This is a genomic window from Citreicoccus inhibens (genome assembly GCF_019039035.1).
Lineage (GTDB): Bacteria > Myxococcota > Myxococcia > Myxococcales > Myxococcaceae > Citreicoccus > Citreicoccus inhibens.
In genome coordinates, this window is record NZ_JAHNZT010000002.1 from 110,176 (window position 1) to 136,013 (window position 25,838).

The 25,838-nt window shown below is 69.7% G+C and carries 19 protein-coding genes; 12 read left to right on the forward strand and 7 right to left on the reverse strand.

What is annotated here, in order from left to right; genetic code table 11:
• Positions 1 to 64: 64 nt before the first annotated feature.
• From KRR26_RS03080 to KRR26_RS03115, 8 genes are all read left to right on the forward strand, one after another.
• Positions 65 to 1,345: a vWA domain-containing protein gene (locus KRR26_RS03080; protein ID WP_407931706.1), complete on the forward strand. Its 1,281-nt coding sequence runs from the start codon at positions 65 to 67 to the stop codon at positions 1,343 to 1,345.
• Between the two features lie 141 nt (positions 1,346 to 1,486).
• A complete protein-coding gene (locus tag KRR26_RS03085) occupies positions 1,487 to 2,368 on the forward strand; it encodes an ImuA family protein (RefSeq protein WP_236068251.1) in 882 nt (293 codons plus the stop codon).
• Positions 2,369 to 2,371: 3 nt separating this feature from the next.
• On the forward strand, positions 2,372 to 3,883 hold the full coding sequence (locus KRR26_RS03090) for a Y-family DNA polymerase (protein ID WP_120203861.1): 1,512 nt from the start codon (positions 2,372 to 2,374) through the stop codon (positions 3,881 to 3,883).
• An 83-nt stretch (positions 3,884 to 3,966) separates the two neighbouring features.
• A complete protein-coding gene (locus tag KRR26_RS03095) occupies positions 3,967 to 4,503 on the forward strand; it encodes a hypothetical protein (protein ID WP_120203863.1) in 537 nt (178 codons plus the stop codon).
• Positions 4,504 to 4,507: 4 nt separating this feature from the next.
• Positions 4,508 to 5,470, forward strand: a complete 963-nt coding sequence (locus KRR26_RS03100; RefSeq protein ID WP_120203864.1) for an NAD-dependent epimerase/dehydratase family protein — start codon at positions 4,508 to 4,510, stop codon at positions 5,468 to 5,470.
• A gap of 177 nt (positions 5,471 to 5,647) precedes the next feature.
• Positions 5,648 to 6,847: a tetratricopeptide repeat protein gene (locus KRR26_RS03105; RefSeq protein WP_120203866.1), complete on the forward strand. Its 1,200-nt coding sequence runs from the start codon at positions 5,648 to 5,650 to the stop codon at positions 6,845 to 6,847.
• Between the two features lie 14 nt (positions 6,848 to 6,861).
• Entirely contained in the window at positions 6,862 to 8,001 is a 1,140-nt protein-coding gene (locus KRR26_RS03110; protein ID WP_120203867.1) for a polysaccharide deacetylase family protein, read from the forward strand.
• Between the two features lie 33 nt (positions 8,002 to 8,034).
• Positions 8,035 to 9,198 carry a winged helix DNA-binding domain-containing protein gene (locus KRR26_RS03115; protein ID WP_120203869.1) on the forward strand — a complete coding sequence of 388 codons (1,164 nt, stop codon included), beginning with the start codon at positions 8,035 to 8,037 and terminating at the stop codon, positions 9,196 to 9,198.
• Here the strand turns inward: KRR26_RS03115 and KRR26_RS03120 are convergent.
• The 7 genes from KRR26_RS03120 to KRR26_RS03150 form a co-directional block, all read right to left on the reverse strand.
• Positions 9,146 to 10,396, reverse strand: coding sequence for a threonine aldolase family protein (locus tag KRR26_RS03120; RefSeq protein WP_120203870.1), 1,251 nt, complete (start codon positions 10,394 to 10,396; stop codon positions 9,146 to 9,148). The genes KRR26_RS03115 and KRR26_RS03120 overlap by 53 nt on opposite strands.
• A 124-nt stretch (positions 10,397 to 10,520) precedes the next feature.
• Positions 10,521 to 13,856, reverse strand: a complete 3,336-nt coding sequence (locus KRR26_RS03125; RefSeq protein ID WP_217079082.1) for a CARDB domain-containing protein — start codon at positions 13,854 to 13,856, stop codon at positions 10,521 to 10,523.
• Positions 13,857 to 14,007: 151 nt separating this feature from the next.
• Positions 14,008 to 15,522 carry an ATP-binding cassette domain-containing protein gene (locus KRR26_RS03130; protein ID WP_217079083.1) on the reverse strand — a complete coding sequence of 505 codons (1,515 nt, stop codon included), beginning with the start codon at positions 15,520 to 15,522 and terminating at the stop codon, positions 14,008 to 14,010.
• A gap of 234 nt (positions 15,523 to 15,756) precedes the next feature.
• Positions 15,757 to 16,692 carry an aldo/keto reductase gene (locus KRR26_RS03135; protein WP_217079084.1) on the reverse strand — a complete coding sequence of 312 codons (936 nt, stop codon included), beginning with the start codon at positions 16,690 to 16,692 and terminating at the stop codon, positions 15,757 to 15,759.
• Positions 16,693 to 16,790: 98 nt separating this feature from the next.
• Entirely contained in the window at positions 16,791 to 17,891 is a 1,101-nt protein-coding gene (locus KRR26_RS03140; RefSeq protein WP_120203877.1) for an SPFH domain-containing protein, read from the reverse strand.
• Entirely contained in the window at positions 17,879 to 18,370 is a 492-nt protein-coding gene (locus tag KRR26_RS03145; protein WP_120203878.1) for an NfeD family protein, read from the reverse strand. Before KRR26_RS03145 ends, KRR26_RS03140 begins: the two co-directional genes overlap by 13 nt.
• Positions 18,371 to 18,493: 123 nt before the next feature.
• Positions 18,494 to 18,802: a hypothetical protein gene (locus KRR26_RS03150; RefSeq protein WP_147422901.1), complete on the reverse strand. Its 309-nt coding sequence runs from the start codon at positions 18,800 to 18,802 to the stop codon at positions 18,494 to 18,496.
• A gap of 283 nt (positions 18,803 to 19,085) precedes the next feature.
• Here KRR26_RS03150 and KRR26_RS03155 point away from each other — a divergent pair, with 283 nt between their 5' ends.
• From KRR26_RS03155 to KRR26_RS03170, 4 genes are all read left to right on the forward strand, one after another.
• A complete protein-coding gene (locus KRR26_RS03155) occupies positions 19,086 to 19,940 on the forward strand; it encodes a hypothetical protein (RefSeq protein ID WP_217079085.1) in 855 nt (284 codons plus the stop codon).
• 550 nt (positions 19,941 to 20,490) lie between these two features.
• A complete protein-coding gene (locus KRR26_RS03160; protein ID WP_217079086.1) occupies positions 20,491 to 23,508 on the forward strand; it encodes an error-prone DNA polymerase in 3,018 nt (1,005 codons plus the stop codon).
• 70 nt (positions 23,509 to 23,578) lie between these two features.
• Positions 23,579 to 24,286 carry a hypothetical protein gene (locus KRR26_RS03165; protein ID WP_233576737.1) on the forward strand — a complete coding sequence of 236 codons (708 nt, stop codon included), beginning with the start codon at positions 23,579 to 23,581 and terminating at the stop codon, positions 24,284 to 24,286.
• A gap of 946 nt (positions 24,287 to 25,232) precedes the next feature.
• The gene (locus KRR26_RS03170) at positions 25,233 to 25,514 is read left to right on the forward strand and encodes a hypothetical protein (protein ID WP_233576738.1); all 282 of its coding nucleotides are present in this window, start codon (positions 25,233 to 25,235) and stop codon (positions 25,512 to 25,514) included.
• Positions 25,515 to 25,838 lie beyond the last annotated feature (324 nt).

Here is a 25,838-nt window from a genome sequence, read left to right on the forward strand (position 1 = left end):
TTTCCGTGCCTCGTCGGATGCGCGACGCTCCTCTCGCGTCTCGCGTCCAGGAGCGGGGTGGGGCATGCTCGCCCCCTCTGTCCGAGGCGGTGCGTCGCTGGTGCGCGCCGCGTGCAGGAGGCCCCCCGTGACGCGCCATTCCCGAGCCCCCCTCGTCCTGTTGTCCGCCCTGCTGGCGGCGGCCTGTCATTCTCCCGTGGATGACCCGGGCTCCACCGTGCCCGGGACCTGTCAGTCCGCCCCGCCGCTCATCGCGCCGCAGAAGACGGACATCCTCTTCGTCATCGACAACTCCGGCTCCATGGCCGAGGAGCAGGCGGGCATCGCCACGGAGCTGCCCGCCTTCCTGGAGGCCATCAAGGAGGGCAGCGGGGTGGCGCAGGACTTTCGCGTGGGGGTCATCACGACGTCGGTGTATCAGCGGCACATCCTGAAGTCGGGCCAGGACGTCGTTCGTCAGTACCCGGATCAATCCGGCCGGCTCCAGGCAGTCCCGGACGCGGCCGGGAACCCCACGGACGAGCGGTTCATCGACGGCACGGACAGCTTCGTCGTGGAGAAGTTCCGTCGGCTGGTGAAGCAGGGCACGGAGGGCAGTGGCCAGGAGACTCCCTTCGAGGCGGTGCGCCTGGCCGTCTCCAGCCCGCTGAGCACCACGTCCATCGCCCAGGGGGGCAACGGAGGCTTCCTCCGGGATGGCGCGCGCCTGCTGGTGGTGGTGGTGACGGACGAGGAGGACTGCAGCTCCACGGTGCGGCCGCCGCCGGTGGCGCTGCGCGACGACGCCTCGCGGGACTTCTGTCACGAGCAGGAGAACCTGCTGACGTCGGTGGAGGACTACTACGCCATCTTCCAGGGCCTGCATGATGGGACGGGCGCCTCGCGCGAGGTGCTCTGGGCCACCATCGGGCCGGTGGCGCTGAGCGACAAGCGGGCGGAGTTGGTGCAGGACAGCACGCCGCAGGGACCTGTCGTGCGCAACGCGGATTGCCCGACGTCCTATGGCCCCGGGTATCGCCAGCGCGCCATGGCGGAGAAGTTCGACCGCAAGCTGGTGAACCTGGATTCCATCTGCAAGAGCAACTACCGGGACACGCTCATCGGCATCGCGGCGCTGGCCACGGTGGGGCAGAGCCTTGACGTGATGAACCTGCCGGACGCGCGGCTGGCCCGCGTGGAGCTGACGCGGGAGGATGGCTCGGTGCAGGTGTGCTCGGTGGCCGGAGGCGAGCTGAGATACGAGCCGTCGGGCGAGGGGCGCCCGGCGCGGCTGTACTTCCTGGGTGGGTGTCTGCGTCGCGTGGGCGATACCCGGGTGGATGTGAAGCTGCTCTGCGCGGGGTAGCTCGCGCGCGTTTTCGTCGCCAGACCTGACACGTCATCCGCTGCTTCCCACCTCCTGTGTCCACAGCGGTGGGTGTCAGACCTCCTAGCATACTGAACGACCGTCCAGCCGAGGGGCTGGCGGACGTGTGCGGGAGGCGAGATGAGCGCGGCGGTGGATCAGCAGGCGGCGAGCGAGGAGCCGATGACCTCGGCGCCAGGCTCGGTGGTGGAGCAGCTCCGCGAGCGCATCCGGAGGCTCCAGGCGGCGCCGCGTCAGTACCTGGCGGTGCTGCGCACGGGCGTGGCCGCGGTGGACGCGCTGCTGCCCGCGGGAGGCTTTCCCCTGGGGCAGGCCGTGGAGCTGTGCGGCGAGGCGGCCTCGGGGCGCACCAGCCTGGCCCTGCGCGCGGTGGCGGCGGCGCACCGGGAGCAGCGGCTGTGCGCGTGGGTGGATGGCCCGAAGGAGATCTATCCGCCCGCGGCGGCGGCGCTGGGCGTGGACCTGGAGCGCCTCCTGGTGGTGCGGCCTCCGCTCCCGGAGCAGCGCGTGTGGGCCGCGGTGCAGTTGGCTCGCAGTGGTGCCTTCGCGTGCGTGGTGTTGGACCTGACGCGCGGCGTGGGCGCGGCGGGGCGGCCCACGCGGCTGTCTTTGCCGGAGACGCGCAAGTTGGCGGACGCGGCGGGGCGCGGCGGAGGGTTGTTGCTGCTCACCACGCCGGACGCGCCCGCGGATGGGATGACGCGGCTGCGGCTGGAGGCCCGGGGCGTGGAGGGCTGGTCCGTGGAGCTGGTGCGCAGTCGGCAGGGCGGCACGGGCAGCCGGGTGGTTCGCCCCTGGAGTGAGCTGTACCCGGAGCTGGGGCTGGACGGCGGCGGGCACCTGCTGGACGTCGCGGCGGGCGCCGCGGACGCCACGGCGGACTTCCAGCGAGCGCAGCGGAGCGCCCTGCGCAACGGCGCTGGCGTCCAAGGTCAGGCGCGGCCCGTGCGCGTGCCCGCGATGTCGCGTGCCGAGGGGGCGCGCGAGGCGAGGCGGTGCTGATCCATGCGGCGAGGCTATCTGCACCTCGTGCGCTTCCCCGTACAGCGCAAGGTGGTCGAGTCGCCGGAGCTGGCGGGGCGGCCCTTCGTGCTCGTGGAGGAGGCGCGTGGCCAGCGCCGCGTGGCGTTCGCGTCCACGAGCGCGCTGCGGGCCGGCGCGCGGCCCGGGCTGACGCTGACGGCGGCGTGCGCCTTGGAGCCCGCGCTGGGGAACTTTCCCTATCGGCCGGAGGCGGAGACCGCCGCGCTCGCCGCGCTGGGGGAGGCGCTGCTGGGCCTGTCTCCGGGCTTCCAGCTCAGCGCGCCGGAGGGACTCTGGTTCGACGCGAGCGCGGCGCACCTGGTGGGTGGAGAGGAGGCCCTGGGAAGCCGGGTGCTGGAGGTCTGCGCCGAGCAGGGCTACCGCGGGCACGTGGCGGTGGCCTCGGAGTCCTTCACCGCACGGGCGCTGGCTCGGCACGGGGCGCGGCGCGTGGAGGTCGTGGCCGAGGGCCAGAGCGGTCGGGCGCTCTCGCCGCTGTCGCTGTCCGCCCTGGAGTCTCGCGAGGCCGAGGCGTTCTCGGCGCTCGGGTTGTCCACGCTGGGGCAGGTGGCGGCGTTGCCTCCCGCGGCGGTGACGGCGCGGGGAGGCGCGGCGGGCGCGCGCATCCAGGCGCGCTGCCGAGGCGCGGATGACACGCCCTTCGTGCCCGCCGTGTTGGAGGAGGTCCTGGAGGAGCGGGTGGTGCTGGACGGGCCCGTCGAGTCCTTCGAGCCGCTCCAGTTCGCGCTGAAGACGCTGTTGGATCGCCTGGGCGCGCGGCTGTCCGGCCGAGGCTGGGCGGCGGTGAAGCTCACCTTCCTGCTCAAGCTGGATCCCTCCGGGTGTCTGGAGTTGCCGCTGACGCTGGCGCGCCCCACGGCCCGCGCGAAGCTCCTGTTGGACCTGGCCCGGCACCGGCTGAGCGAGCTGCGCGTGGAACACCCCGTGGTGGAGGTGGCCGCGCGGGTGGATGAGCACGGGGAGGACTCGGGCCAGCAGCTCTCGCTGGGCGAGGTGCCGGAGGGGGACGCGGCGCTGGAGGTGGTGTTGTCCCGGCTGGTGACCACGCTGGGGGACGAGTCGCTGTTCTCCTCGGCGCTGGAGGCGGCGTTCCGGCCCGAGGCCGCGCACCTGCCTCGGCGCTTCCAACCTCCGGAGGCCCGGCGGGGCCTGGGGATGGACCTGGGGCGGCCCGTGGAGTCCGCGCTCGGGCGGGACCCGGTGGCGTGGGAGCGCCCCCCTCGGCTGCTGGCCCAGCCCGCCTGTCTGGAGGCAGAGCTGTCGTCCTCCGGCGGGATGCAGGCCGCGTGGCTGAACGGGCGTCGTCACGGGGTGACGATGATGGAGGGACCGGAGCGGCTGGACGGTGAGTGGTGGTCCGAGGCGGCTTTTTCGCGCGACTACTATCGCGTGTTCTTCGAGGGGCTGGGGCCCGCGTGGGTGTTCCGCGACGCGCGCGACGGCCGCTACTACCTGCAAGGGCTGTTCGACTGAGCGGGGGACACGCTGTGTCTGGCCTCGCGCAGTCGCGTCACATGTCGGTGGAGGGCGGCCGCGAGGTGGCCTAGCTTCGGGGCATGTTCGCCCTCCGCGCCGTCCCCGTCCTGCTGCTGTGCCTCGTCGCCGCGTCCTGCGCGGGCCCGCGCGAGGTGCGTCCGCCGGGCGCCATCCGCAAGGTGGTGGTGGTGTCTGGCTCGCGCGTGGAGCGGCTCCCCACGGGGACCTATCGCCAGGACATGCTCGATGAGAGCAGCCCCCGGCTGGTGCTCGCGCGGCAGGCGGAGGCGGTGCTGAGCGAGCGCGGCTTCGAGGTGGTGGCGACGCGCGCCTCCGAGGCGCCGCTGCCGCAGACGAACGAGGTGATGTCCTTCATCCAGCAGAACCAGGCCGAGGCCGCGGTGGTCATCATCCTGGACTGGCTGGATGTGTCCGGGGCCGCGGTGATGGGCCGGGCGGACGTGGTGCTGCGCATGGGCCTGGTGGGCCCCGATGGACAGGTGAAGTGGACGGACACCTTCCGCTCCCAGCCCGTCATCAGCGTGTACGCCGCGCAGTCGGATTGGCAGTCGTACCTGCGGCGCGCGGCGGTGGACGCCGTGCGGGCCGTGCCCTGAGCGCATGCGGGTCCTCGTCACGGGCGCGGCGGGCTTCATCGGGTTTCATGTCTGTGAGCGATTGCTCGGGCGCGGTGACCGCGTGGTGGGCGTGGACCACTTCGCTTCCTCGCTCGACGTGAACGCGGGGCGAGCGAGGCTGGCGCGGCTGCTGGGCACGCGGGGCTTTCTCTTCCAGCCGGTGGACATCACGGACGGGCCCGCGTTGCGCGAGCTGTTCGCGCACGAGCAACCGCAGGCCGTGGTGCATCTGGCCGCGCGCGTGGGCGTGCGGGACGCGGGCAGCGAGCCTCGGCGCTACACGGACACCAACGTCACCGGCTTCCTCCAGGTGCTGGAGGCCTGTCGGGAGGCGCGTGTCGCGCACCTCGTCTACGCCTCCTCCAGCTCCGTCTATGGCGCGGGGACGCCGCCGTTTCGCGAGGACGCCGCGGCGGACCGCCCGCTCAACCTCTACGGCGCCACCAAGCGCGCCAACGAGCTGATGGCGCACGCGGCCAGCTACCAGCAGGGGTTGCCCACCTCGGGCCTGCGCTTCTTCACCGTGTACGGACCGTGGGGTCGGCCCGACATGGCGCCCTTGCTGTTCCTGCGCGCGATGGCGGAGGGGCGTCCCCTCGTGTTGCACGGCGAGGGGGGGATGCGGCGCGACTTCACCTTCGTGGACGACGTGGCCGAGGCGGTGCTGCGCGTGCTCGACCGCCCCCCGACTGGGGCGCCGCCGCACCGCGTCCTCAACGTGGGCTTCGGCCGCGCGGTGGCGCTGCGGGACTTCGTGACGTTGCTGGAGCAAGGCCTGGGCGTTTCAGCCCGCCGGGAGTCCCGGCCCGCGCAGGTCGGAGAGATGGACGCCACCTGGGCGGACACCTCCGCGCTGGAGCGCGAGACAGGCTTTCGCCCCCAGGTCCCCGTGGAAGAGGGCGTGGCGCGATTGGTGGCGTGGCACCGGGCGTTGCGCGCGGGCTGAACCCCGCCGCGGACCCGGTGCGTCCCCTTGGCCACACGAGGCGCCCAGAGCGCGGTCCCGCTCCCACGTCTGGGGATGCGGACGGGGGGCTATGGCTGGCGAGCGCCTTGCAGTATCACCTCGTCCGGGCGGCCTGTGCGGCGCACCTTCCATCTCATGATTCGACGGAGTGACACGATGAAGCGGGTTCTGGCGCTGGCGGTCTCCCTGGGTTTGGGACTGCCGATGAGCGCATTGGGGGCAGAGTCGGTTCGGGTGCAGATTCTCAGCGCGACGGTGAAGGATCAGACCATCGCCAACGCGGAGGTCATCCTTCAGAAGAACGGGGAGGCCTCCATCCAGGGCAAGACGGCGGCGGACGGCACGGCGCGCTTCGAGAAGCCCTTCGGCGGCCTGGATGACAGCGGCGTCAGCCTCATCGTGAAGAAGGATGGCTATTCCAACCTCGTGGCGCGCTGCCCGTGCAACGGCCTGACGTATGCCGTCAGCCCGGTGATGACCCAGAACCTGGACGGCATGCGCATCGTGCTGAACTGGGGCGCCAAGCCGGCGGACCTCGACTCGCACCTGGTACACCCGTCCACCCACGTCTTCTTCTCCAAGAAGAAGGGCGACCTGGCCAACCTCGACGTGGACGACACCACGAGCTACGGGCCGGAGACCATCACCCTGGAGAAGAAGAAGCCAGGCGTGAAGTATCTCTATGCGGTGCACAACTACACCGAGGGCGACGTCCAGGGCTCCACCACGCTGTCCAACGTGAGCCAGGCCAAGGTGTTTGTCTATGTGGGCTCCTCGCTCGTCCGCACCTTCACGCCGCCCCAGGGCAAGGCTGGCAATGTCTGGGTGGTGTTTGGCATTGGCGACAACGGCGAGTTCTATGACATCAACAAGTTCACCGACGTGAGCGACCGCTCGAAGGTCGGCGACTTCATGCAGGGCCTCATCTCCGGCGAGGGCTTCAAGTCCGTGCCCGAGGTGTCGTCGGATCAGGTCAAGCTCGCGGACAAGCTCAACCGCCAGGGCGAGCAGGCCTACCACGCGAAGAAGCTGGACGAGGCCGTGGCGCTCTACCTGGAGGCCATCGCCAACAACCCCGAGCACGGGCAGGCGTACAGCAACCTGGGCCTCGCCTACCAGAAGCTCGACCGGAGCGCCGAGGCGCTGTGGGCCAACCGCAAGGCCATCGCGCTGGCCTCGGGCCCGAACGCCAACACCATCCAGGCCAGCTCCTTCTACAACATCGCCCGCGTCTACGAGAGCCAGAGCCAGTGGAGTGACGCGCTGGAGAACTACCAGGCCGCGCTGGGCAAGAAGGAGCACCCTGCCTACCGCAGTGGCATCGAGAAGATGAAGCAGAAGCTCGGTCAGCCCTGAGACAGGACTCCGCCATGCGCCTTGCCATTCCATTCCTCGTCGCGTCTGTCCTTGTTGCTGGGCCGGTGGCCCATGCCGCGGGTCCCAAGGAGGTAGCCTCGGCGGATCGCTCGCTGTGGCCCGATCCCATCCGCACCCCGAAGGACTTCGATCGCGCCTCCCGCGCGGAGAACCTCGCCTTCGCCCGTGCGTTGGGCGAGCTGGAGGGGAGCGACGCGGCCACCCTGAGCACGCTGCTCGGGGTGAAGCAGGTGCACGAGGACTCCGTGCGCCGCTGGTTGGGTGAAGTGAAGGGGCGCGTGGCGGAGAACCTGAAGGCGGCGCGCGTGGCGTGCGCCGCTCCGAGCGAGCTGGGCTGCGCGGGCGCGGCCCCCACCGCCGCGAACGTTGTCTCACTGGGACAGGCGTTCGCGGAGGACGTGCCGGCCAGCCATCAGGCGTGGCTGGAGATGGCCACGCGCTTCTATGGCCTCTATGCGAAGGAGCAGCTGCGGCTGGCGGCGCTGTTCCCCGGGCCCACCAGTGAGATTCTCACGCTGGCGCCGGGGGAGGTGACGGGCTCGGACTGGCCGGACCGGCAGTTCCTGCTCACGTTCGATGACGGGCCCACGCCCGCGGGCGGCGGGACGGATCGCCTCATGGCGATCCTGAAGGCGCGCAAGGCGAACGGCATCTTCTTCGTGCTCGGGGACTCGCTGAAGGCGCGGCAGACGAAGACGAGCGCGGAGAGCCTCCAGGCGCTGTATCAGGGGCAGTGCGTGGGCTCGCATGGGCAGACGCACACGTCGCACCAGAAGCTGGCCACCTGGAAGGACTCACTGGAGGGCTCGCGCGGGCTCATTGCGTCGCTCGGCATCCAGGGCAACGCGAAGGTGCTGTTCCGGCCGCCGTATGGCCAGCGCTCCGAGGAACTGACGACGTTCCTGAAGGGAGAGGGCGCGTCGGTGGTGCTGTGGAACATCGACTCGCAGGACTGGAACGCGAAGATCGCGCCGGCGCCGATGACGGACCGGCTCGTCAGCCTGATGCTGCTGTGGCGCCGCGGCATCGTGTTGTTCCACGACGTGCACGACAAGGTGCACGTGGCGCTGCCGCAGTTGCTGGACTTCGCCTCCGCGGCGGGGCTCCAGTGGCGCGACTGCAAGTCGTTGTGACGCGGGCGCGGCGTCTCCACTAGCGTAGGGGGGATGTCCGTCTCCCCCACGCTGACGCGGCGCCAGCTCAACCGGGCCACGCTCGCGCGACAGATGCTGCTGTCGCGCGAGAAGGTCTCCACGCTCGACGCTGTCGAGCGCCTCGCCGGGCTCCAGGCGCAGCTGGCCCGTCCTCCCTTCCTCGGTCTGTGGTCTCGCGTGCGGGACTTCCAGCGCGAGGACCTCACGCGGCTGCTCCTCTCGCGTGACGTGGTCCGAGGCGCATTGATGCGTGGCACGCTGCACCTGGCGAGCGCGAGGGACTACCGCGCGCAGCGGGCGGCGTTCCAGGAGCTGTTCACGCAGTCCGCGAAGTCCATCCTGCGCGAGCGCGCGGAGAACCTGGACGTGCCGGTGCTGGTGGCGGAGGCGCGGGCCTTCTTCGACGAACAGCCACGCCCCTTCGAGGCCCTGCGGGACTTCCTCGTCGCGCGCCACCCGAAGCTCGACGAGCGGGCCATGGGCTTCACCGTGCGGATGTCGCTGCCAGTCCTCCAGGTGCCCACCGGGGATGACGCGTGGGGCTTCCCCGGTACCGCGGCCTTCGCGGTGGCGGAGACCTGGCTGGGCGCTCCGCTGGGCACCGATGTCTCACCTCGGGCGCTCGTGCTGCGCTACCTCGCGGCGTTCGGGCCGGCCTCGGTCACCGACGCGCAGGAGTGGTCGGGGCTCCCGCGGCTGAAGGACACCTTCGAGGCGCTGCGCCCCCAACTGGCCACGTTCCGCGACGAGCGGGGACGCGAGCTCTTCGATCTGCCGAAGGCGCCGCGGCCCTCCGAGGACGTGGAGGCGCCGGTGCGCTTCCTCCCCGACTTCGACAACCTGATGCTGGGCCACGAGGACCGCACGCGCGTGGTGGCGGACGCGCACCGCAAGCGCATCGCCAAGGCGAACCTGCGCATCCTGCCCACGTTCCTGGTGGACGGCTTCGCGGCGGGCACCTGGTCGTGTGCGCTGAAGCGCTCCGTGGCGGCGCTCGTGCTGGAGCCCTTCGAGGCGCTGACGAAGCCCGTGCGAGCGGCGCTCACGGAGGAGGGCGAGGCCCTCCTGCGCTTCCTGGAGCCGGAGGCTCGGGACTTCGAGGTCCGCGTCGGGGGCGAGGCGGCTAAGCCGGCTCGAGCAGCCGCCAGAACGCGCGCGCGGCCTCCGCGTCGGTGAGCTTGCCCAGGCCCTCGCCAATCTGGATCTCCGTCTGCGCGATGCCGGGCACGCGGGTGCGGCCGAAGCCATCCGCCACCCAGATGCCGCTGTCCTTCGCGATGCGGTCGCGCTGGCGCATCAGGTCCATGGGCTCGCCGCGCAGGAAGACGTGGAACATGTTCGTCTGCACGGGGCGCGGCAGCACGGTGATGCGCGGGTCCGCGGCCAGGGCCTCGGTGAGCGTGCGGGCGCGCTGCACGTAGGCCGGGATGCGCGCGAGCGCGCTGTCCAGACGCATGGCGGCCGAGGCCACATAGGGCGTCATCTGGAACAGGTTGCCGCCGTGCCGGTGACGCCAGAGGCGCGCGGAGCGCATCAGCTCCTTGCTGCCCACCACCATGGCGCCGCTGAGCGCGCCCACCATCTTGTAGAGGGAGACATAGACGGAGTCGAAGCCGCGGCAGATGTCCGCGTAGGAGCGGCCATAGTAGGGCTGGCTCTCCCACAGCCGCGCGCCGTCCATGTGCAGCTTCACCCCGCGCTCGCGGCACGCCTGCTTCAGGTCCTCCAACTGCTCCCAGGTCTGGAGCTGTCCGCCCAGCCAGCGCACGGGCAGCTCGACGCTCACCGTGCCGAGCGGCTCGCGGGCCTCGCGCACGTCGTTGGCCAACAGCGGGCGGCTCCACGGCCCGAGCAGAACGGGTTGCAGGCCGTGCAGCTCGGACTCCGCGTCGTCCTCATGCATCACGTGGTGCGAGGACGGGTGGACGCCGAAGCTGCGCTTGCCCGTGGCCTCCGCGTGGATGCGCAGGAGGATGAGCTGGCCCATGGTGCCGGTGGGCATGTAACAGCCGTCCTCGAAGCCGAGCATCCCCGCGATGCGCTTCTCGAAGGCCTGGATGAACTCGCTGTTTCCGTAGAAGTCGCCGCGGACGCCCTGGTGCTTCATCCACTCGCCCACGCGGATGAGCTCGGAGCCGTCATCGCTGGGGATTTCGTGCGGGATGGCGGCGCGGCAGGCGTGGCGCAGCCGCTCGAACTCCTCCGGCGAGGGCGGCGGTGGTGCGGGGCGGGCCGGCGCGGCGCTGCCCGTGTTCGCGGGAGGCGGCGTGGGCTTGCCCGGGGCCGCGCCCGAGGAGGCCGGCAGGAGCGAGGTGCCCGCGAGCAGGCCCGTGAGGGCGAGGAACTCACTCCGACTGAAGTTTCGATGGGACATGCGCGCTTCCTTCCGGAGAGGACTGAGCGGCGCCACGCTAATCGCTCATCCGGAGGGGCGCAGGGATATCGCGCCCGCTCGGCGCATGAATCACCGAGCGGGCCGCGTCCCAGTTTCGCGACGACTACGGCAACACGAACAGCGACGTGAGCGCCGAGATGTTGTTGTCCTCGCGCAGCTCCAACTCCTGGCGGTACGAGTCAACGACCGCGCCCAGCGAGTACACCCCGGCGAGGCCACCCGCGTCGGAGGGGAGGTACGCGTAGGCGTTCATCGTGCGCGTGATGCACTGTCCCGCGTCGAGCGGCGTGAGGACGAGGTAGCCCACCATGAGCTGGCTCGTGGGCGGGGGCCCCGAGGGCGCCGCCTGGGGCGGGGTGATGCTGGGCACGGTGGAGATGTACAGCTCCACCGGGACGTTGCTGCTCATCACCGCGGCGGTGCCGCGGTTGCACACGGTGACGGAGGCGGTGAACGGGGCATTGATGCGCACGCTGGGAGGACCGCTCACCTGGGTGACGACGAGGTCCGAGCGATTGCCCACGCCGATGAGGCCGGCGACGAAGGTGTTGTTGTCCTCGCGCAGCTCGGGCTCGGAGCGGTTCGGATCCACGATGGCGCCCAGATAGTAGGCCCCGTCTCCGGTGTTGGTGCTCGGGAGGTCCGCGTAGGCCTGCACCGTCTGAGTGGTGCACTGGCCGGCCGCGAGCTGCGGCACGGTGAGGATGCCCACCCGCATCTGGTTCGGATTCATCGGGCCCGGACCGGAGGTGGACGGCACGCTGAGCGTGGGGGTGGTGGACAGGTAGAGCTCCGCCGGGAGCGCGGTGTAGCTCATCGGGTACGTGCCCTGGTTGCACACCGTGACGACGGCCGTGAACGAGGTGCCCGTGCGCACGCTGGCGGGGCCCGTCACCTGCGTGACGACGAGGTCGGGGCTGGTCCCCACTCCGACGAGTCCGCCGGTGAAGGTGTTGTTGTCCTCGCGCAGCTCCGTCTCATTGCTGAGCGAATCCACGATGGCGCCCAGGTAATAGGCCCGGTCCGCCAGCGGCGAGGTCGGCGGAGGCGCGTAGGCGCTCACCGTCACGGTTCGCGTGGTGCACTGCCCCACGTCGAGGGCCGTGAGCGAGAGCGAGCCCAACAGGCTCTGCGTGTTGGGCGGCGGCCCGGAGGCGGGCGACGGCACGGTGAGCGTCGGGGTGGTGGACAGGTACAGATCCACGAGGAGGAGGCTGGCGCTCGTCATCGCGGTGCCCTGGTTGCAGACGGTGACTGTGGCGGTGAACGAGGCGCCGGGCATCACGCTGGGAGGACCGCTCACCTGGGTGACGACGAGGTCCGAGCGGTTGCCCACGCCGATGAGGCCGCCGAGGAAGACGTTGTTGTCCTCGCGCAGCTCCGTCTCCGCGCGGTACGGGTCCACGATGGCGCCCAGCGTGTAAGCGCCGTCCCCCGTGCCGTCCGGAGGCAGGTAGGCGTTCATCGTGAGGCTGCGAGTCACGCACTGGCCCGGAGCGAACGAGGGGAGCGGGACGGAGCCCAGCAGGGTCTGCGTGGACGGCGGGGGGGCGCCCATGCCGGGCATCGTGAGGCTGGGGACGGTGGACAGGTACAGCTCCACGGGGAGGTTGTTGCTGTTCGTCCAGGCCGTGCCCTGGTTGCAGACGGTGACGGACGCCGTGAAGGGGGAGCTCATCCGCACGCTGGGCGGCGCGCTCAGCTGGGTGATGACGAGGTCTGGGCGAGTGCCCACGCCGATGAGGCCACCGACGAACGCGTTGTTGTCCTCGCGCAGCTCCAGCTCGTAGCCATACGGGTCGACGAGGGCGCCCACGTAGAGGGCGGTGTCGGGGGTGGCCTCGGGCGGCGGGTTCGCGTTCACCTGCAGGTCGCGGGTGGTGCACTGTCCCGCGGCGAGATACGACAGGGAGAAGGCGCCCAGCAGCATCTGGCTGGACGGAGGCGCCCCGGGGCCGCCCGTGACGGGCGCGATGAGGCTGGGGACGGTGGACAGGTACACCTCCACGGGGAGGTTGCTGGCGCCCGTCGTTGACGTGCCCTGGTTGCACACCGTGACGGAGGCGGTGAACGCGCCACCCTGCGTCGCGCTGGGCGGCGCGCTCACGCGGGTGACGACGAGGTCCGAGCGGCTGCCCACGCCCATGAGGCCGCTGAGGAAGACGTTGTTGTCCTCGCGCAGCTCTTGCTCGGTGCCGTACGGATCGACGATGGCGCCCAGCGTGTAGGCCCCGTCACCGGTGGCTGCGGGGGGAAGCTGGGCAGAGACGTTCACGTCCACGGTGATGCACCGCCCCGGGATGACCATGGGGAGCTGCGTGGAGCCGATCATCCGCTGCGTCGCCGGGGGCGGCGTGGTGAGGCTGGCCACGGTGGACAGGTACAGCTCCACGGGGATGTTGCTGCTGTTCGTGGGGGTGGTGCCCTGGTTGCAGGCGGTGAGGGACGCGGTGAAGGGGCTGCCCGGCGTCACGCTCGGCGGCGCGCTCAGCTGGGTGATGACGAGGTCCGAGCGGCTGCCCACGCCCATGAGGCCGCTGAGGAAGATGTTGTTGTCCTCGCGCAGCTCCGTCTCCGCGCGGTACGTATCCACGATGGCGCCCAGCGTATAGGCGCCGTCCCCCGTCGCGGCCGGAGGCAGGGTCGCGTTCACGGTCAGCGAGCGCGTGGTGCACTGTCCCGCGGCGAGCCAGCTCAAGGTCATGGCCCCCAGAAACGTCTGCGTGGGCGGTGGAGGCACGCCCATCCCGGGCTGCGTGAGGCTGGGGACGGTGGACAGGTACAGCTCCACGGGGATGTTGCTGGCCATCGTCGAAGAGGTGCCCTGGTTGCAGACGGTGACGGAGGCCACGAAGGCGTTCCCCGCGCGCACGCTCGCGGGCGCGCTCAGCCGGGTGACGACGAGGTCCGAGCGGTTGCCCACGCCGATGAGGCCACCAACGAATGCGTTGTTGTCCTCGCGCAGCTCCGCTTGAGCCTGGTTCGCGTCGATGATTCCGCCCAGATAGTAGGCCGCGTCAGGCGGCGCACCCGCGGGGATGGTGGCATTGGCAGGGACGGTGCGCGTCACGCACTGGCCATTCATCATGCCCGGCACATCCAGCGAGCCGATGAGCACCTGGCTCGAGGGCGGTGGGGTGGGCGGATAGGCCACGGTCGCGGTGGTGGAGAGGTACAGCTCCAGTCGCGCCGTGGTGGAGCCCGCCGTGCCCACGTTGCACACCTTCACGGTCGCCGTGAAGGCGCCGCCCGAGGCGGCACTGGGGGGACCGCTCAGGGATGTGATGACGAGATCCGGCGCGGAGATCAGCGCCTGTCCTTTCTTGCCCAAGGTGTCTGTCGCGTTGGAATCACCTGCGCCACCACAGCCCACTGCCGCGAGCATCCCCGCGAGCCAAAGCAGGCGGGTGATGCTCGACGTCGGTTGTTGCCGTTTCATGGACTCCCCTTCCTGTGAGGGGTTCTGGAGCGGCGCTGCCGGCCCTTCGTCCACTCCAGAACAGACGGGGAGTTACCAGAAACATGTAATTCTGGAGAAGCACCGGAAAGGTAGGGTTCCGGGGTTGCGACAGGGATTGGTGTCTCGCGTCTCAGGTGGGGGCGGGCCCGGTGCTCACCGTCACGCCGCCGTGACCCACGCGCCAGGCCTCCTCGGTGCAGGCCTGCGCGAAGGGGCCGTCGTGACTGACGAGCACGAGGGCGCCGGGGTACTCGCGCAGGGCGGTCTCCAGTCGCTCGATGGACGGCAGGTCCAGGTGGTTGGTGGGCTCGTCCAGCACGAGCCCCCACGCATGCTGTCCCAGCCCCTGGGCGATGAGCAGCTTGCGCGCCTCCCCGGGAGAGGGCTGCTCGGAGGCGAGCAGGCGCTGCGGATCCACGCCGAGCGCCGCGACGAGCGAGAGCACGCGGCCTCGTTCTTCTGGTGGCAGCTCGCGCACGGCGTCGAGCGTGTCGCGGGCCTCCTGGTCGCTCACGTCCTGGGGCAGGTAGAGCACGCGCTCGCGCGGCACGCGCAGATGGTCCATGAGCGCGCGCAAGAGCGTCGTCTTGCCCGCGCCATTGGGGCCTTCAATGCGCACCCGCGACTCGCGGCCCACGGACAGCTTCACGGGGCCGAGCACCTCCACGTCCCCGGCGCGCAAGGACGGCACATCGATTGTGCACAGCCACGGGTTGGGCGAGCGCACGTAGTCCACGAAGAGCGAGCGGCCCACGGTCTTGTCCGGGACGAACTCGCCCACCGCCTTCTCGGCGCGCTCCAGCTCGCGTCGGCGCGAGCCCACCTGCGCGCCCAGCCGCGCGTCCGCCCAGCTCGCGACCGTGGAGGCCGCGAGCGTGCGCGCGTCGCTGTCGTACTTGTTCTTCATCCGCTTGCCGGTGCTGCGCGAGGCGGAGGACGCCTGCTGCTCGCGGCGGGCCTTGTCCAGCAGCTGCGCGGCGCGATCCCGCTCGCTGCGTGCTTGCTGATGCGCCGCCACCTCGACATCGCGCGCGGCCTCCCAGTGTCCTCGCGCGGTGGCATACGCGCCGGGCCACAGGCGCACCTCGCCCGCATGCACGCGCAGCGTCGAAGTCGTGAGGGCCTCGAGCAGCGCGCGATCATGCGACACGACGACGCCCACGCCCTTGAAGCGGCGCAGCGCGGACACGAGCCAGGTGCGGCCCTCCACGTCCAGGTGGTTGGTGGGCTCGTCGAGCAGCAACACGGTCGGCTCGGCGGCCAACGCCGCGCCAATCTGCCAGCGCTTGCGCTCCCCAGGTGACAACGAGGGCCAGCGCTCCAGCGCGGTGATATCCAGCCCGAGCTGCCCATGGAGCCGGCGCGCCAGGGCGTCATACGCGTCCGCGAAGGCGGCGATCTCCGGCGTGAGCGCCTCCACGCTCTGTGGACACAGTCGGATGAGGGGCGAGGGGGGCTCGAACTGGAGGTGCCCGTCGGTGGGCGTCAGCTCCCCGGACAGCAGCCGGAGCAAGGTAGACTTGCCCGCGCCATTGGAGCCCACGAGTCCCGTCCAGCCCGAGGGCAGGTGGAACTCGACATCGGTGAGAACGGGAACAGCGTCAGTGAAGGCGAACGACACGCCATGCGCGCGAAGGGATGACAAGCAGCGACTCCTGAATCCGGATCACGCCCGGGGGGCGCGAAGGGGTACGTCAACGGCAACCGGGGATTCAGGAGTGCAGGCGCAAGGGTGTGGAAACCTCGTGTGGCGGAGGGCTGACCCCTCCAGAGCGACAAGAGGGCGGCGGCCCTCGGGATGACGCGTCGAACAGCGCGCCTAGCTATAAACGGCGCGCGCGATCGATGCAACTGCTTGCTCTGTCGCGCGGCGCGGGGCTCACCGCTCGGCGGAGGCCTCGGTCAGCAGGCGGAGCTGTTCCGCGCTCAACTGAAGCTGGAGCATGGGCAGCAGGTCCTGGAGCTGCTCGACGGTGCGCGCGCTGGCGATGGGGGATGCGACCGTGGGCTGGGCACGCAGCCAGGCGAGCGCCACGGCGGACACGGTGGTGCGCTGCGCGCGCGCCACCTCATCGAGCGCGGCGAGGACGCGCAGGCCGCGCGGAGTCAGGTAGGCCCGGGCGCGCTCGGCGCGGGCGCTCTCCACGCGCTGGCCGGGCCGGTACTTGCCGGTGAGGAAGCCCGCCGCGAGCGCGAAGTAGGGAAGGGTGGCGACCTTCTCGCGCTCGCACAGCGCCTGGAGGGCCCCCTCGAAGCCCGAGCGCTCCATCAGGTTGTAGTGGGGTTGCAGGGCCACGTAGCGCGCCAGTCCATCGCGGCGCGAGATGTCGAGCGCCTGGGCCAGTCGCTCGGCCGAGTAGTTGGAGGCGCCCAGCGCGCGCAGCTTGCCCTCGCGCACGAGCGCATCGAACGCGCCCAGCGTCTCCTCCAGCGGCGAGCCGTCATCGATGTGCGCGTAGTACAGGTCGATGTAATCCGTCTTCAGCCGGCGCAGGGAGTCCTCGGCGGCGGCGCGGATGTTGACGGCGGACAATCCCTTGCGTCCGGAGTGCTGCCCCACCTTGGTGGCGATCACCATGCGCGCGCGGTTGTTGCGCGAGGCCATCCACTTCCCCAGGAGGGTCTCGGACTCGCCGCCAGAGTTGCCGGGGATCCACGCCGAATACACATCCGCGGTGTCGACGAAGTTGCCCCCGGCCGCCGCATAGGCATCCAGGACCGCGAAGGTCTGCGGCTCGGTGGCTGTCCATCCGAAGACATTGCCACCCAGGCAGAGTGGGGAGACGTTCAGCGCGCTCGTACCGAGCTGGACCATGGTGCGTGCTCCTCGCGTTGAGGTGGCCGCAGTAATCCAAAGAAAAGCGCCTCGCCATGGAATCATGGGAGGCGCTCAGGACTGATCAAAGACAGTGTTCAGTCGTCCTTGGATTCAGTGGACGGCAGCGGCCGGCGCACCGGGACGGGCGCGGGCTCGTTCAGGTTGCGGGCGATGGTCTGCGCGCTCGTCGCCGAGGCGGTGGGCCGGCCCGCGGGCGCGGCGGCGGCGCGCTTCGGCGCAGACGGGTCCGAGCCCACGGTGGTGAACAGCTCCTTGAGCACGCCAATCGAGCCGAGGGCCGCAGTGGCCTCGTAGGGGATGAACATCTTGTTGGGCCCCTTGCCCAGCTCCTGCAGCGTCTCCAGGTAGCGCAGCGCGAGCACCTCGGGGGTGGCGCGGCCGTTGTGGATGGACTCGAAGAGCAGGCGCGTGGCCTCGGCCTTGCCCTCGGCCTCCAGCATGGTGGCGCGCTTGTTGCCCTCGGCGCGGGCGACCTCGGCGTCGCGCTCGGCCTCGGCGCGGAGGATGCGGGAGATCTTCTCGCCCTCGGCCTGGAGGATGGCGGCGGCCTTGTCGCCCTCGGCCTTGGTGACCTCGGCGCGGCGCTCGCGCTCGGCGGTCATCTGCTTGGCCATGGCGGCCTTGATGGCCTGGGGCGGCTCAATCTCACGCAGCTCCACGCGCGTCACCTTGACGCCCCACTTCTCCGTGGCCTCGTCCAGGACGATGCGCAGCTTGGTGTTCACCGTCTCGCGGCTGGTGAGCGTCTGGTCCAGCGTCAACCCGCCCATGACGTTGCGCAGGTTGGTCATGGTGAGCTGCTCGATGGCCAGCGCCAGGTTCTCCACCTGGTAGAGCGCCTTGGCCGGGTCGACGATCTGGTAGTAGATGACCGAGCCGACCTCCATGTTCACGTTGTCGTGGGTGATGACCTGCACGGTCTCGAAGCCCATGACCTGCTCACGCAGGTCCACCAGGGTGGTGCGCATGAAGCGGTTGCCGGTGCGCATCTCCATGGCCCGAGGGCTGTCCAGGAACGGGATGAGGATGTTCAACCCGCTGGTGGCCACGTTGTGGAACTTGCCGAGCCGCTCCACCACCATGACCTTGGCTTGCGGCACGATGCGGATGCCCGTGATGAGCGCGAAGCCCACCACCAGCGCCGCGATGATGAAGACGACAGTCAGGAAGTCCATCCGGCCTTCTCCTTCTTTTGCTGCGCGGAAATCTCGTGCGACGCGGAGGCGCGCCGCACCCAGAGTTTGAGGCCCTCGACCTGCTCGACGGTGACGCGCTCGCCCTCGGGCACCGGCCCCGACAGCGACCGAGCGGTCCACTGCTCTCCGTTGATGCGCACCGCGCCCCCGTGCCCCTCGGTGAGCGCCTCCACCACCACCGCCTCCTGACCCACCATGGCCTCCACGCCCGTCTTTAAGTGCGCCGCACGGCGCATGAAAGCGTGCTTGAAGATGGTGCGCGACGCGCTGAAGAGCGCCACGGAGACCAGGGTGAAGAGGAACAGCTGTCCGTTGATGCCCAGTCCCACGCTGGCGGCGAGCGCGGCCGCCAGGGAGCCCACGGCGAACCACAGCATCACGAAGCCGGAGAGCTTGATCTCCAGGGCGCCAGCGAGCAGCGCGGCGATGATCCAAAGCTGCCAGGCGGAGGGGTCCATGGTCGCTCTTTGGCAGCCGGGTCGCCCTCCTGTCAAACCCGCGAGGCTCTGGGGTGGGTGGGTTGCTGGCCGGGCGAGGGACGCCGCCGGCCCGGGTGGGGGACCGGCGGCTGGCCGAGGGTCTCAGCCCCTGGCGGGCGGAGAAGAGGTCTCGGGGGCTTTCTCACCGCAGACCTGCTGTGAGGCGCGGTCGGCCGCATCGGACTCGCGGGCCTCGTTCTGGGACGTCTGGGGCCCCGTCCGGCACGTCCCGCTGCAGATGCCGTAGGTGCCGCAGTTCGTCCGCGCCGTCCCGTCTGAACACAGCCAGTTGCACGAGCCCGAGCAGGAACAGACCACATCGCACTGATTGGGCGCGGCCATCGCGGGAGCCCCCATCGCCAGGACAGCGAACAGCGCGACGCGGGCCAGGGACTTCAATCGTTCACTCATGATGCCTCCGTGAAGAGTTTCACAAGCACTGTCGTGAATGACAGCGATTGGAGCCTAGCGGGCTCGTCAGGGATTGGCCAGGGCGCCAATTGTGCGCCGACGTGGGCGAGGGTTCTCCCGTGAATCGAGGCTGACTGCATTTCGCCATGCGCTCATTGAAGTCGCATGACGTCCTGCCATTTTACGAGAGATTCTCCGAGCGTCATGGCAGCCTGAGAGGATGTTCGACTGGCTCCGAAGAAAATTCCGTGGTTCTCCCCCCGCGCCTCGTCCATTGGCGCCCGTGAACACCGCGAAGACGATCGCTGTCTCGGGGACGGACAAGGCAGCGGGCACCATCCCCTGGGGATGCTGGGTATGGCTGGAGTTGCCCTGGCAGTTCCAGGAGCGGTTCCTCGGCTTCACCTATGTTGACAGCGAGGCGGGGCTGTCCGCCAAGGGAGGCCCCGCGAGTTCGGCGGCGACCGTCGAGTTGCCCTCCTTCACCGTGAGGCTTCCGGGAAAGTTTCCTTTCAGCATCCTCACGGCCGAGGAGGTCTCCGCGAGGGGCCTGCCCGTGGCTCCATCCTGGCTGACCCATTTCGGGCCCCAACCCGACCCGGACGCCCCCTGGCGCAAGGACCCACAGCTCCAAGGGTTGTTTCACGCGAGCTACCCGAACGACTTGCAAGTGATGGTGCATGACGGCGACCCTCAGAGAACCCAGCGCAGGCCCGAGATGATCTGGGTTCGAGTTCTTCGCGCGGAGCCAGGACCGGTGCGCCTGGTGAGCACCAGTTCCGACCAGGACTCCCCCGTCCCGGTGGACGTCCCCCTCGGCGCGTGGGTCTACGTTGCCAGACTCCTCAACGCACCACACCAACTCCGGGAGGTCCGCCAGGGAGAGGAGATCCGCTTCATCACGGGGCCGGGGTTATCGCATCCGCTCCATGTCACGGCGCAGTACCTCCAGGAGCGGGCGAACTGGCGCATCACGCCGTGTGACAAGTGTGGCTGGAGCGAGGCCTTCGACCCGCCAAGCGTCATGGCGCGGTTCCGCTTCCCCGACATGCCTCCGGACTCGGAGGTGAAGACTTTCAGTTCGTTCTGCTCCCTGTGCGGCGGCGCTCAGCTCCTCGCCCATGAGGACGTCAACTAACCCCAGGGCTCCGTTGGCGCTGGCGCCCGGGGGCAGGGCGAGGTGCCGGCAGTGCTTGCGGAAATAGCGCCCAGGTTGCCGAGGGCCAGTCTCGCCCGCGGGCCGCGCGGCAGTCGTTGTGCGCGCCACCTCCACCGGGGTGGCCGCCGTCAGCGCTACACGTGGAGCGCGGACGCGAAGGGCTGGTGGCGTGGCGGGCCCGCAATGGCCAGCGCAAGGTGGATGAGCGCTTCCGCGCAACGCGCTGCCTCGTGAGTCCTGAGCTGGTCTGGTGCTGGTGGGCTGCTACGCAAGGCGGCGCAGGCCGAGGCCAGTCATTCCCTGGCGCCGAGTGCCTCCTGTTTCCTCACGAGGTGGATGACTCGAGTTGCTACGACGAGGAATGGAATGGCAAACAGCCTCTTGGAAGACAACGCTCGTCATCGTGACGCGGCGGGTCCGCCTTGGCCGCCCGACGTCCCGGGGGGTTCCATCAACCCACGAGGTTCTCCCTCCACCGAGCGAAGATCCAATCTAGCGCCTGAACGCCCGCTCAGTGTTTGGATCCGGTGTGACCTACGCCGAGCTCGTGTGCCGCTCCAACTTCTCGTTTCTTCGCGGGGCCTCCCATCCGGAGGAGCTCATCTCCACGGCGGCGCGCCTCGGGTTGTCCGCGTTGGCCCTCACCGACGTGGACGGACTGTACGGCGTGGTGAAGGCCCACCTGGCGGCGAAGGAGCACGGGGTGAAGCTGCTGCTCGGCGCCGAGCTGACGCTCGAGGACGGCCCGCCCGTGGCGGTGTACGCGCAGAACGCGCGGGGGTACTCGAACCTGTGCGGGCTCGTCTCTCAGAGCCGCATGTCTCATCCCAAGGGCGAATCGGGGCTGCCTTGGCGCGCGCTGGCCGAGCGCTCCGAGGGCCTGCTCGCGCTCTTGCCTGCGCCCGCGCCGCGGGAGGTGGTGGCCCCCCTGGCCGAGGCTTTCGCGGATCGCTTCCACGTGGGGCTGTGCCGCACGCTGTCCGCGGGGGACGCGGGGCGCGAGGCTCGGTCGGAGGCGCTCGCCCGGGCCCTGGGCGTCCCGCTGGTGGCCCACAACGACGTGCACACGCACCACCGCCGCCGCCAGCCACTCCAGGACATGCTGGTGTCCATCCGCCATGGTGTGCCGCTGGACGCGGCCGGCACGCGCCTCATGCCCAACGGCGAGCGCACGCTGAAGTCCCCGGAGGACATGGTGCGGCTGTTCGCGGATCGGCCCGAGGCGCTGGAGCACAGCCTCGCGCTGGCCTCGCGCTGTCAGGCCTCGCTGGATGACCTGCACTACCGCTTCCCCGAGGAGGACCTGCCGCCCGGGATGAGCGCGAACGAGCACCTCCGGGACCTCACCTACCGAGGGCTCCAGGTTCGCTACCCAGGCGGCGTGCCCGCGGACGTGGTGAAGCAGATTGAACACGAGCTGCGGCTCATCGCGGCGCTGGACTTCGCGGGGTACTTCCTGGCGCTGTGGGACATCGTCCGGTTCGCGCGTGAGCAGGGCATCCTGTGTCAGGGACGAGGGAGCGCGGCGAACTCGGCGGTCTGCTACGCGCTTCAAATCACCTCCATCGACCCCGTGCGCATGGGGCTGCTCTTCGAGCGCTTCCTCAGCATGGAGCGCAAGGAGCCGCCCGACATCGACGTGGACTTCGAGCACGAGCGCCGCGAGGAGGTGCTCCAGTATGTCTACGCGAAGCACGGACGTCAGCGCGCGGGCATGGTGTGCGAGGTCATCTGCTTCCGGGGCCGGCTGGCCCTGCGCGAGGCGGGCAAGGCGCTCGGGCTGTCGTTGGATCAGGTGGACCGGCTGTCGAAGGTCTCGGCGGCGCATGGCTTCGAGGTGACCCCCGACGTCCTGGCCGAGGCCGGCCTGTCCGGTGGAGACGGGCGCGTGAGACAGACCCTGGCGCTGGCCGCGGAGCTGGAGGGCTTTCCGCGCCACCTGTCCATCCACGTGGGCGGCTTCGTCCTGACGCGTGAGCCGTTGGTGGAGTTGGTGCCGGTGGAGAACGCGGCCATGCCGGGCCGCACGGTCATCCAGTGGGAGAAGGATGACATCAGCACCATGGGCTTGCTGAAGGTGGACCTCTTGTCCCTGGGCATGCTCACGGCGCTGTCGAAGTGCTTCGCGTTGCTCCGCGAGCACCACGGCAAGGAGTTGTCCCTGGCGACCATTCCGCCCGAGGATCCCAAGGTCTACGACATGCTGTGCGCGGCGGACACCGTGGGCGTGTTCCAGGTGGAGAGCCGCGCCCAGATGAACATGCTGCCGCGCCTCAAGCCGCGGACCTTCTATGACCTGGTGGTGGAGATTGCCCTCATCCGCCCAGGGCCCATCGTGGGGAAGATGGTGCATCCCTTCCTGCGGCGGCGCGACGGATTGGAGCCGGTGCACCATCCCAGCGAGGCGGTGCGAGACATCCTGGGCAAGACGCTGGGCGTGCCGCTGTTTCAAGAACAGGCGATGAAGCTCGCGATGGCGGCGGCGGGGTTCTCGGCGGCGGAGGCGGATGGGTTGCGACGGGCGCTCAGCCACAAGCAGGCCGAGTCGCGCATGCTGTCCTATCGCGAGCGCTTCGTGGAGGGCTGCGTGGCGCGCGGGTATGCACGCGCCCTGGCGGAGGAGTGGTTCGGGAACTTCCGAGGGTTCGCCGAGTATGGGTTTCCAGAGAGTCACGCGGCGAGCTTCGCGCTGATTGCCTATGCGTCGAGCTGGTTGAAATGTCATTACCCGGCGGCCTTCGCGGCGGCGCTGCTCAACTCCCAGCCCATGGGCTTCTATGCGCCGCACACCTTGGTGGCGGACGCGCAGCGCCATGGCGTGGAGGTGCGCGAGGTGGACGTGCGGCGCTCGGATTGGGACTGCACGCTGGAGGAGGATGGCGCGCTGCGGCTGGGATTGCGGATGGTGCGGGGGTTGGGCGACGCGGTGGGCCAGCGCGTGGCGGCGTCTCGGGGGGAGGGCTATGCGACGGTGGGCGAGTTGGCGCGGCGGGCGCGGGTGCCTCGGCATGAGCTGACGCGTCTGGCCTTGGCGGGGGCTCTGGGCTCCCTGTGCGGGGAGCGGCGGCAGGCGCTGTGGGACATCCAGGCCTTGGGGCCGTTGGATCCGGACGACCTCTTCTTCGGGATGGCCATGGATGGCTCGGCCGTGGAGCTGCCTCCGATGTCCGTGCATGAGCGGGTCTGCGCGGACTACGACACGGTGGGGTTGTCGTTGGAGAAGCACCCGCTGGAGCTGTTGCGGCCGAGCTTGAAGCGGCTGGGCGCGGTGACGGCGGAGGGGCTGAAGCAGGTGCCCGCGGGCCGGACGGTCTCGGTGGGTGGGTTGTCCATCTGTCGTCAGCGGCCCCCGACGGCCAAGGGCGTGTGTTTCGTGTCGTTGGAGGATGAGACGGGGATCGCCAATCTGGTGGTGCCGCCCGAGGTGTATGCGCGGTGCCGGCGGGAGATTCACGGATCCTTGTTCCTGGTGGGGCAGGGGGTGGTGGAGCGTTCGGGGCAGGTGGTGAACGTGAAGGTTCGGACCGTGATGTCCGTGAGTCGATGATCCGACGAGGGATGATCCGGAATTCCGGGGGCTGTAGTAGCGTCTGGGGACTCTCAAGGAGGGCTCGCAGGTGCTCAACGGTCTCCGGTGGTTGGAATCGCTGTTCGATCGCGTGGGTCTCGGAGGCGTGGTGAACGACGCGCGCGAGATGCTGCGGTACTACGTCCAGGGCCGGGCCCAGGACGTGTCCCGGAGCGCCTCGCCTCGGACGTCGTCGCCCGTGCCGGATGGTTCCGTCGAGGGGGTCGAGGTGCCGGAGTTCTCGGGGGCGGCGTTCCTTCCGATGACAGGGCGGATGGAAGTCCGGCCGGCGGAGGCTCGGCGCAAGCCAGCGAAGTCAGCGGGGGTTCGCGTGAAGAAGACAGCGGTGAAGAAGGCCCGTCCAGCAGCGAAGAAGGCAGCAGCGGCGGTCCGCAAGAAGCCGGCGGCGCGCAAGAAGGTCGCGCGGGTACCCGAGGCGGGGGATGTGGTGGGGCAGTTGGTGGACGCGCTGCGATCGCACCCCAAGGAATCGGTGCTGGTGTCGGCTGGTCGACAAAAGGATCAGCTCCTGCGCTCGCTCATCCCGCTCTATCTGGCGCGCTCGTTGGACGTGGAGGTGACGTCCGGGACCATGTCGCGCTTCTGGGGCGAGTTCGGCGTGACGTACGCGGCGCCCAACGCGGCGAAGGCGCTGCGGCTCCATGCGGGCTACGCGCAGGACACCAAGAAGGGCAAGGCCATCACGTCCAAGGGCGTCAAGTACGTCGAGGAAGCCCTGAGCCAGCTCCGCACCTAACGAGGTGAACCCATCATGAGAGTGGCCGGCAGGTCACTTCGTCATTTGGTATTGCTGGGGAGCTTGGCTTTCTTGGCGTGTTCCAGTGCCAGGCGGTACTACCTGCACAGCGAACTCACCAAGTTGGAGGGAGCTCCCCAGTTGGCCGTGGCGCCGGGGCCATGGCCGGAGGTTCCGATCGTCGTTGCAGATACGCCGGAAGTTCCGGATGACTTGGTGGTTCCGGCGTTGAGCGCATTGATGGCGCTGCCAGGGGCGACCGACGCTTGTGACCCCATTACAGGTCGTCCTCGGCCTGATGCTTCGGAATACTGCGTCGCGCTCTACCGGACACCAGATGACTGGCGTGTCTCTTGGCCAATCCGTGGTTTGACGGATTCGGCCAACTCGTGTTGGCCACCATTTGGTGGAGTTGTGGATTCCGACTTTGGAAATGAACTCCCCGTGTTTGGCTATGCCCACAATCACCCATGTGGGACAGGGGCGAGTAGTCGAGATCTGGCAAATTGGCCGAGAGCGAAATCCCAAGAGGGAGATTGGATTGTGGTCGCATACGCGACCAGTCCGAGTGGGAGGCTCGCGCGCGACTCGAACGGGCAGCCCATTCCAGCGTTGGGCTGGCTTGCTACAGGACATCGAGATGAGCCGCGCTTCTACAGGTATGATTGAATTAGGTGTCGCACTTCTGGTGTTGCTTGGGGGCGCTGACGGGGGCGCTCACGTGCCGACTGGAGTGCGGGCTCGGGATTCCAGCAGCGTGGCCCCGCAACGGGCTACGCCTGCAACGAGTGTCCACGTCGTTGGCGTTGATGCTTCTGTTGACCGACGGGAGGGGGACGCGGGCGTGGCGGTTCAGCCAGGCCCCCCCAGTGAGTATGGCACTCGGGGGGCTCCTGCTAGGCCTGATGCCTCGATTGCATTCGAGTGGCCAAGCGACGTTCAGCCCTTGGCGACGCTGGATGGCCCCGCGGTGGTGGCCGCGAACGCGGTGCTCCTGCGCGTGGTGGCCCGCTTCCCCAAGGAGTATGCGGGGACGTGTGCCTTCTCGGCGCAGGCCTTGGAAGTGGTCGTCGGAGAAGCCAAGGGTCTGTACATCGTCCGCGTCAATCGCCGGATGGATCGCTGCAAGGGGATGGGGCCCGGCGGAGACTTCGAAACCGACTGGTTCGAGCTCTATGCGGTCTCCCGGGAGGGTCGGATCCTCGAGCGCTATCCCTATTCGCCGTGATGCTCGCTCGCTGTCCGTCACCGCTCCCATCAGTTCCTTGCATCTGCGTGGCTTGACACGTCGCGCCGCGCGCCGTACCACTCCGCCCGTGCTCCTAGCCTGCGCTCGCTGTTGTCCCCACGTCGTCGCCACCTGGTGTGGCCACGAGGGAGCCCGCGTGCGCACGTAGTCTTCGAAGAGTGGTCGGCCTCTCGCCGACGCCTTCTCGCGCCGCCCCGGTTCCGCGCCTCGGACCGGGGCGTTGTCGTTTCCGCCTCCCGGTCTCCCTGTGCCCCGCGTGCCCGCTCCCCGAGCGACACGGCGCACGCCGGCCTGCTCGGCAGG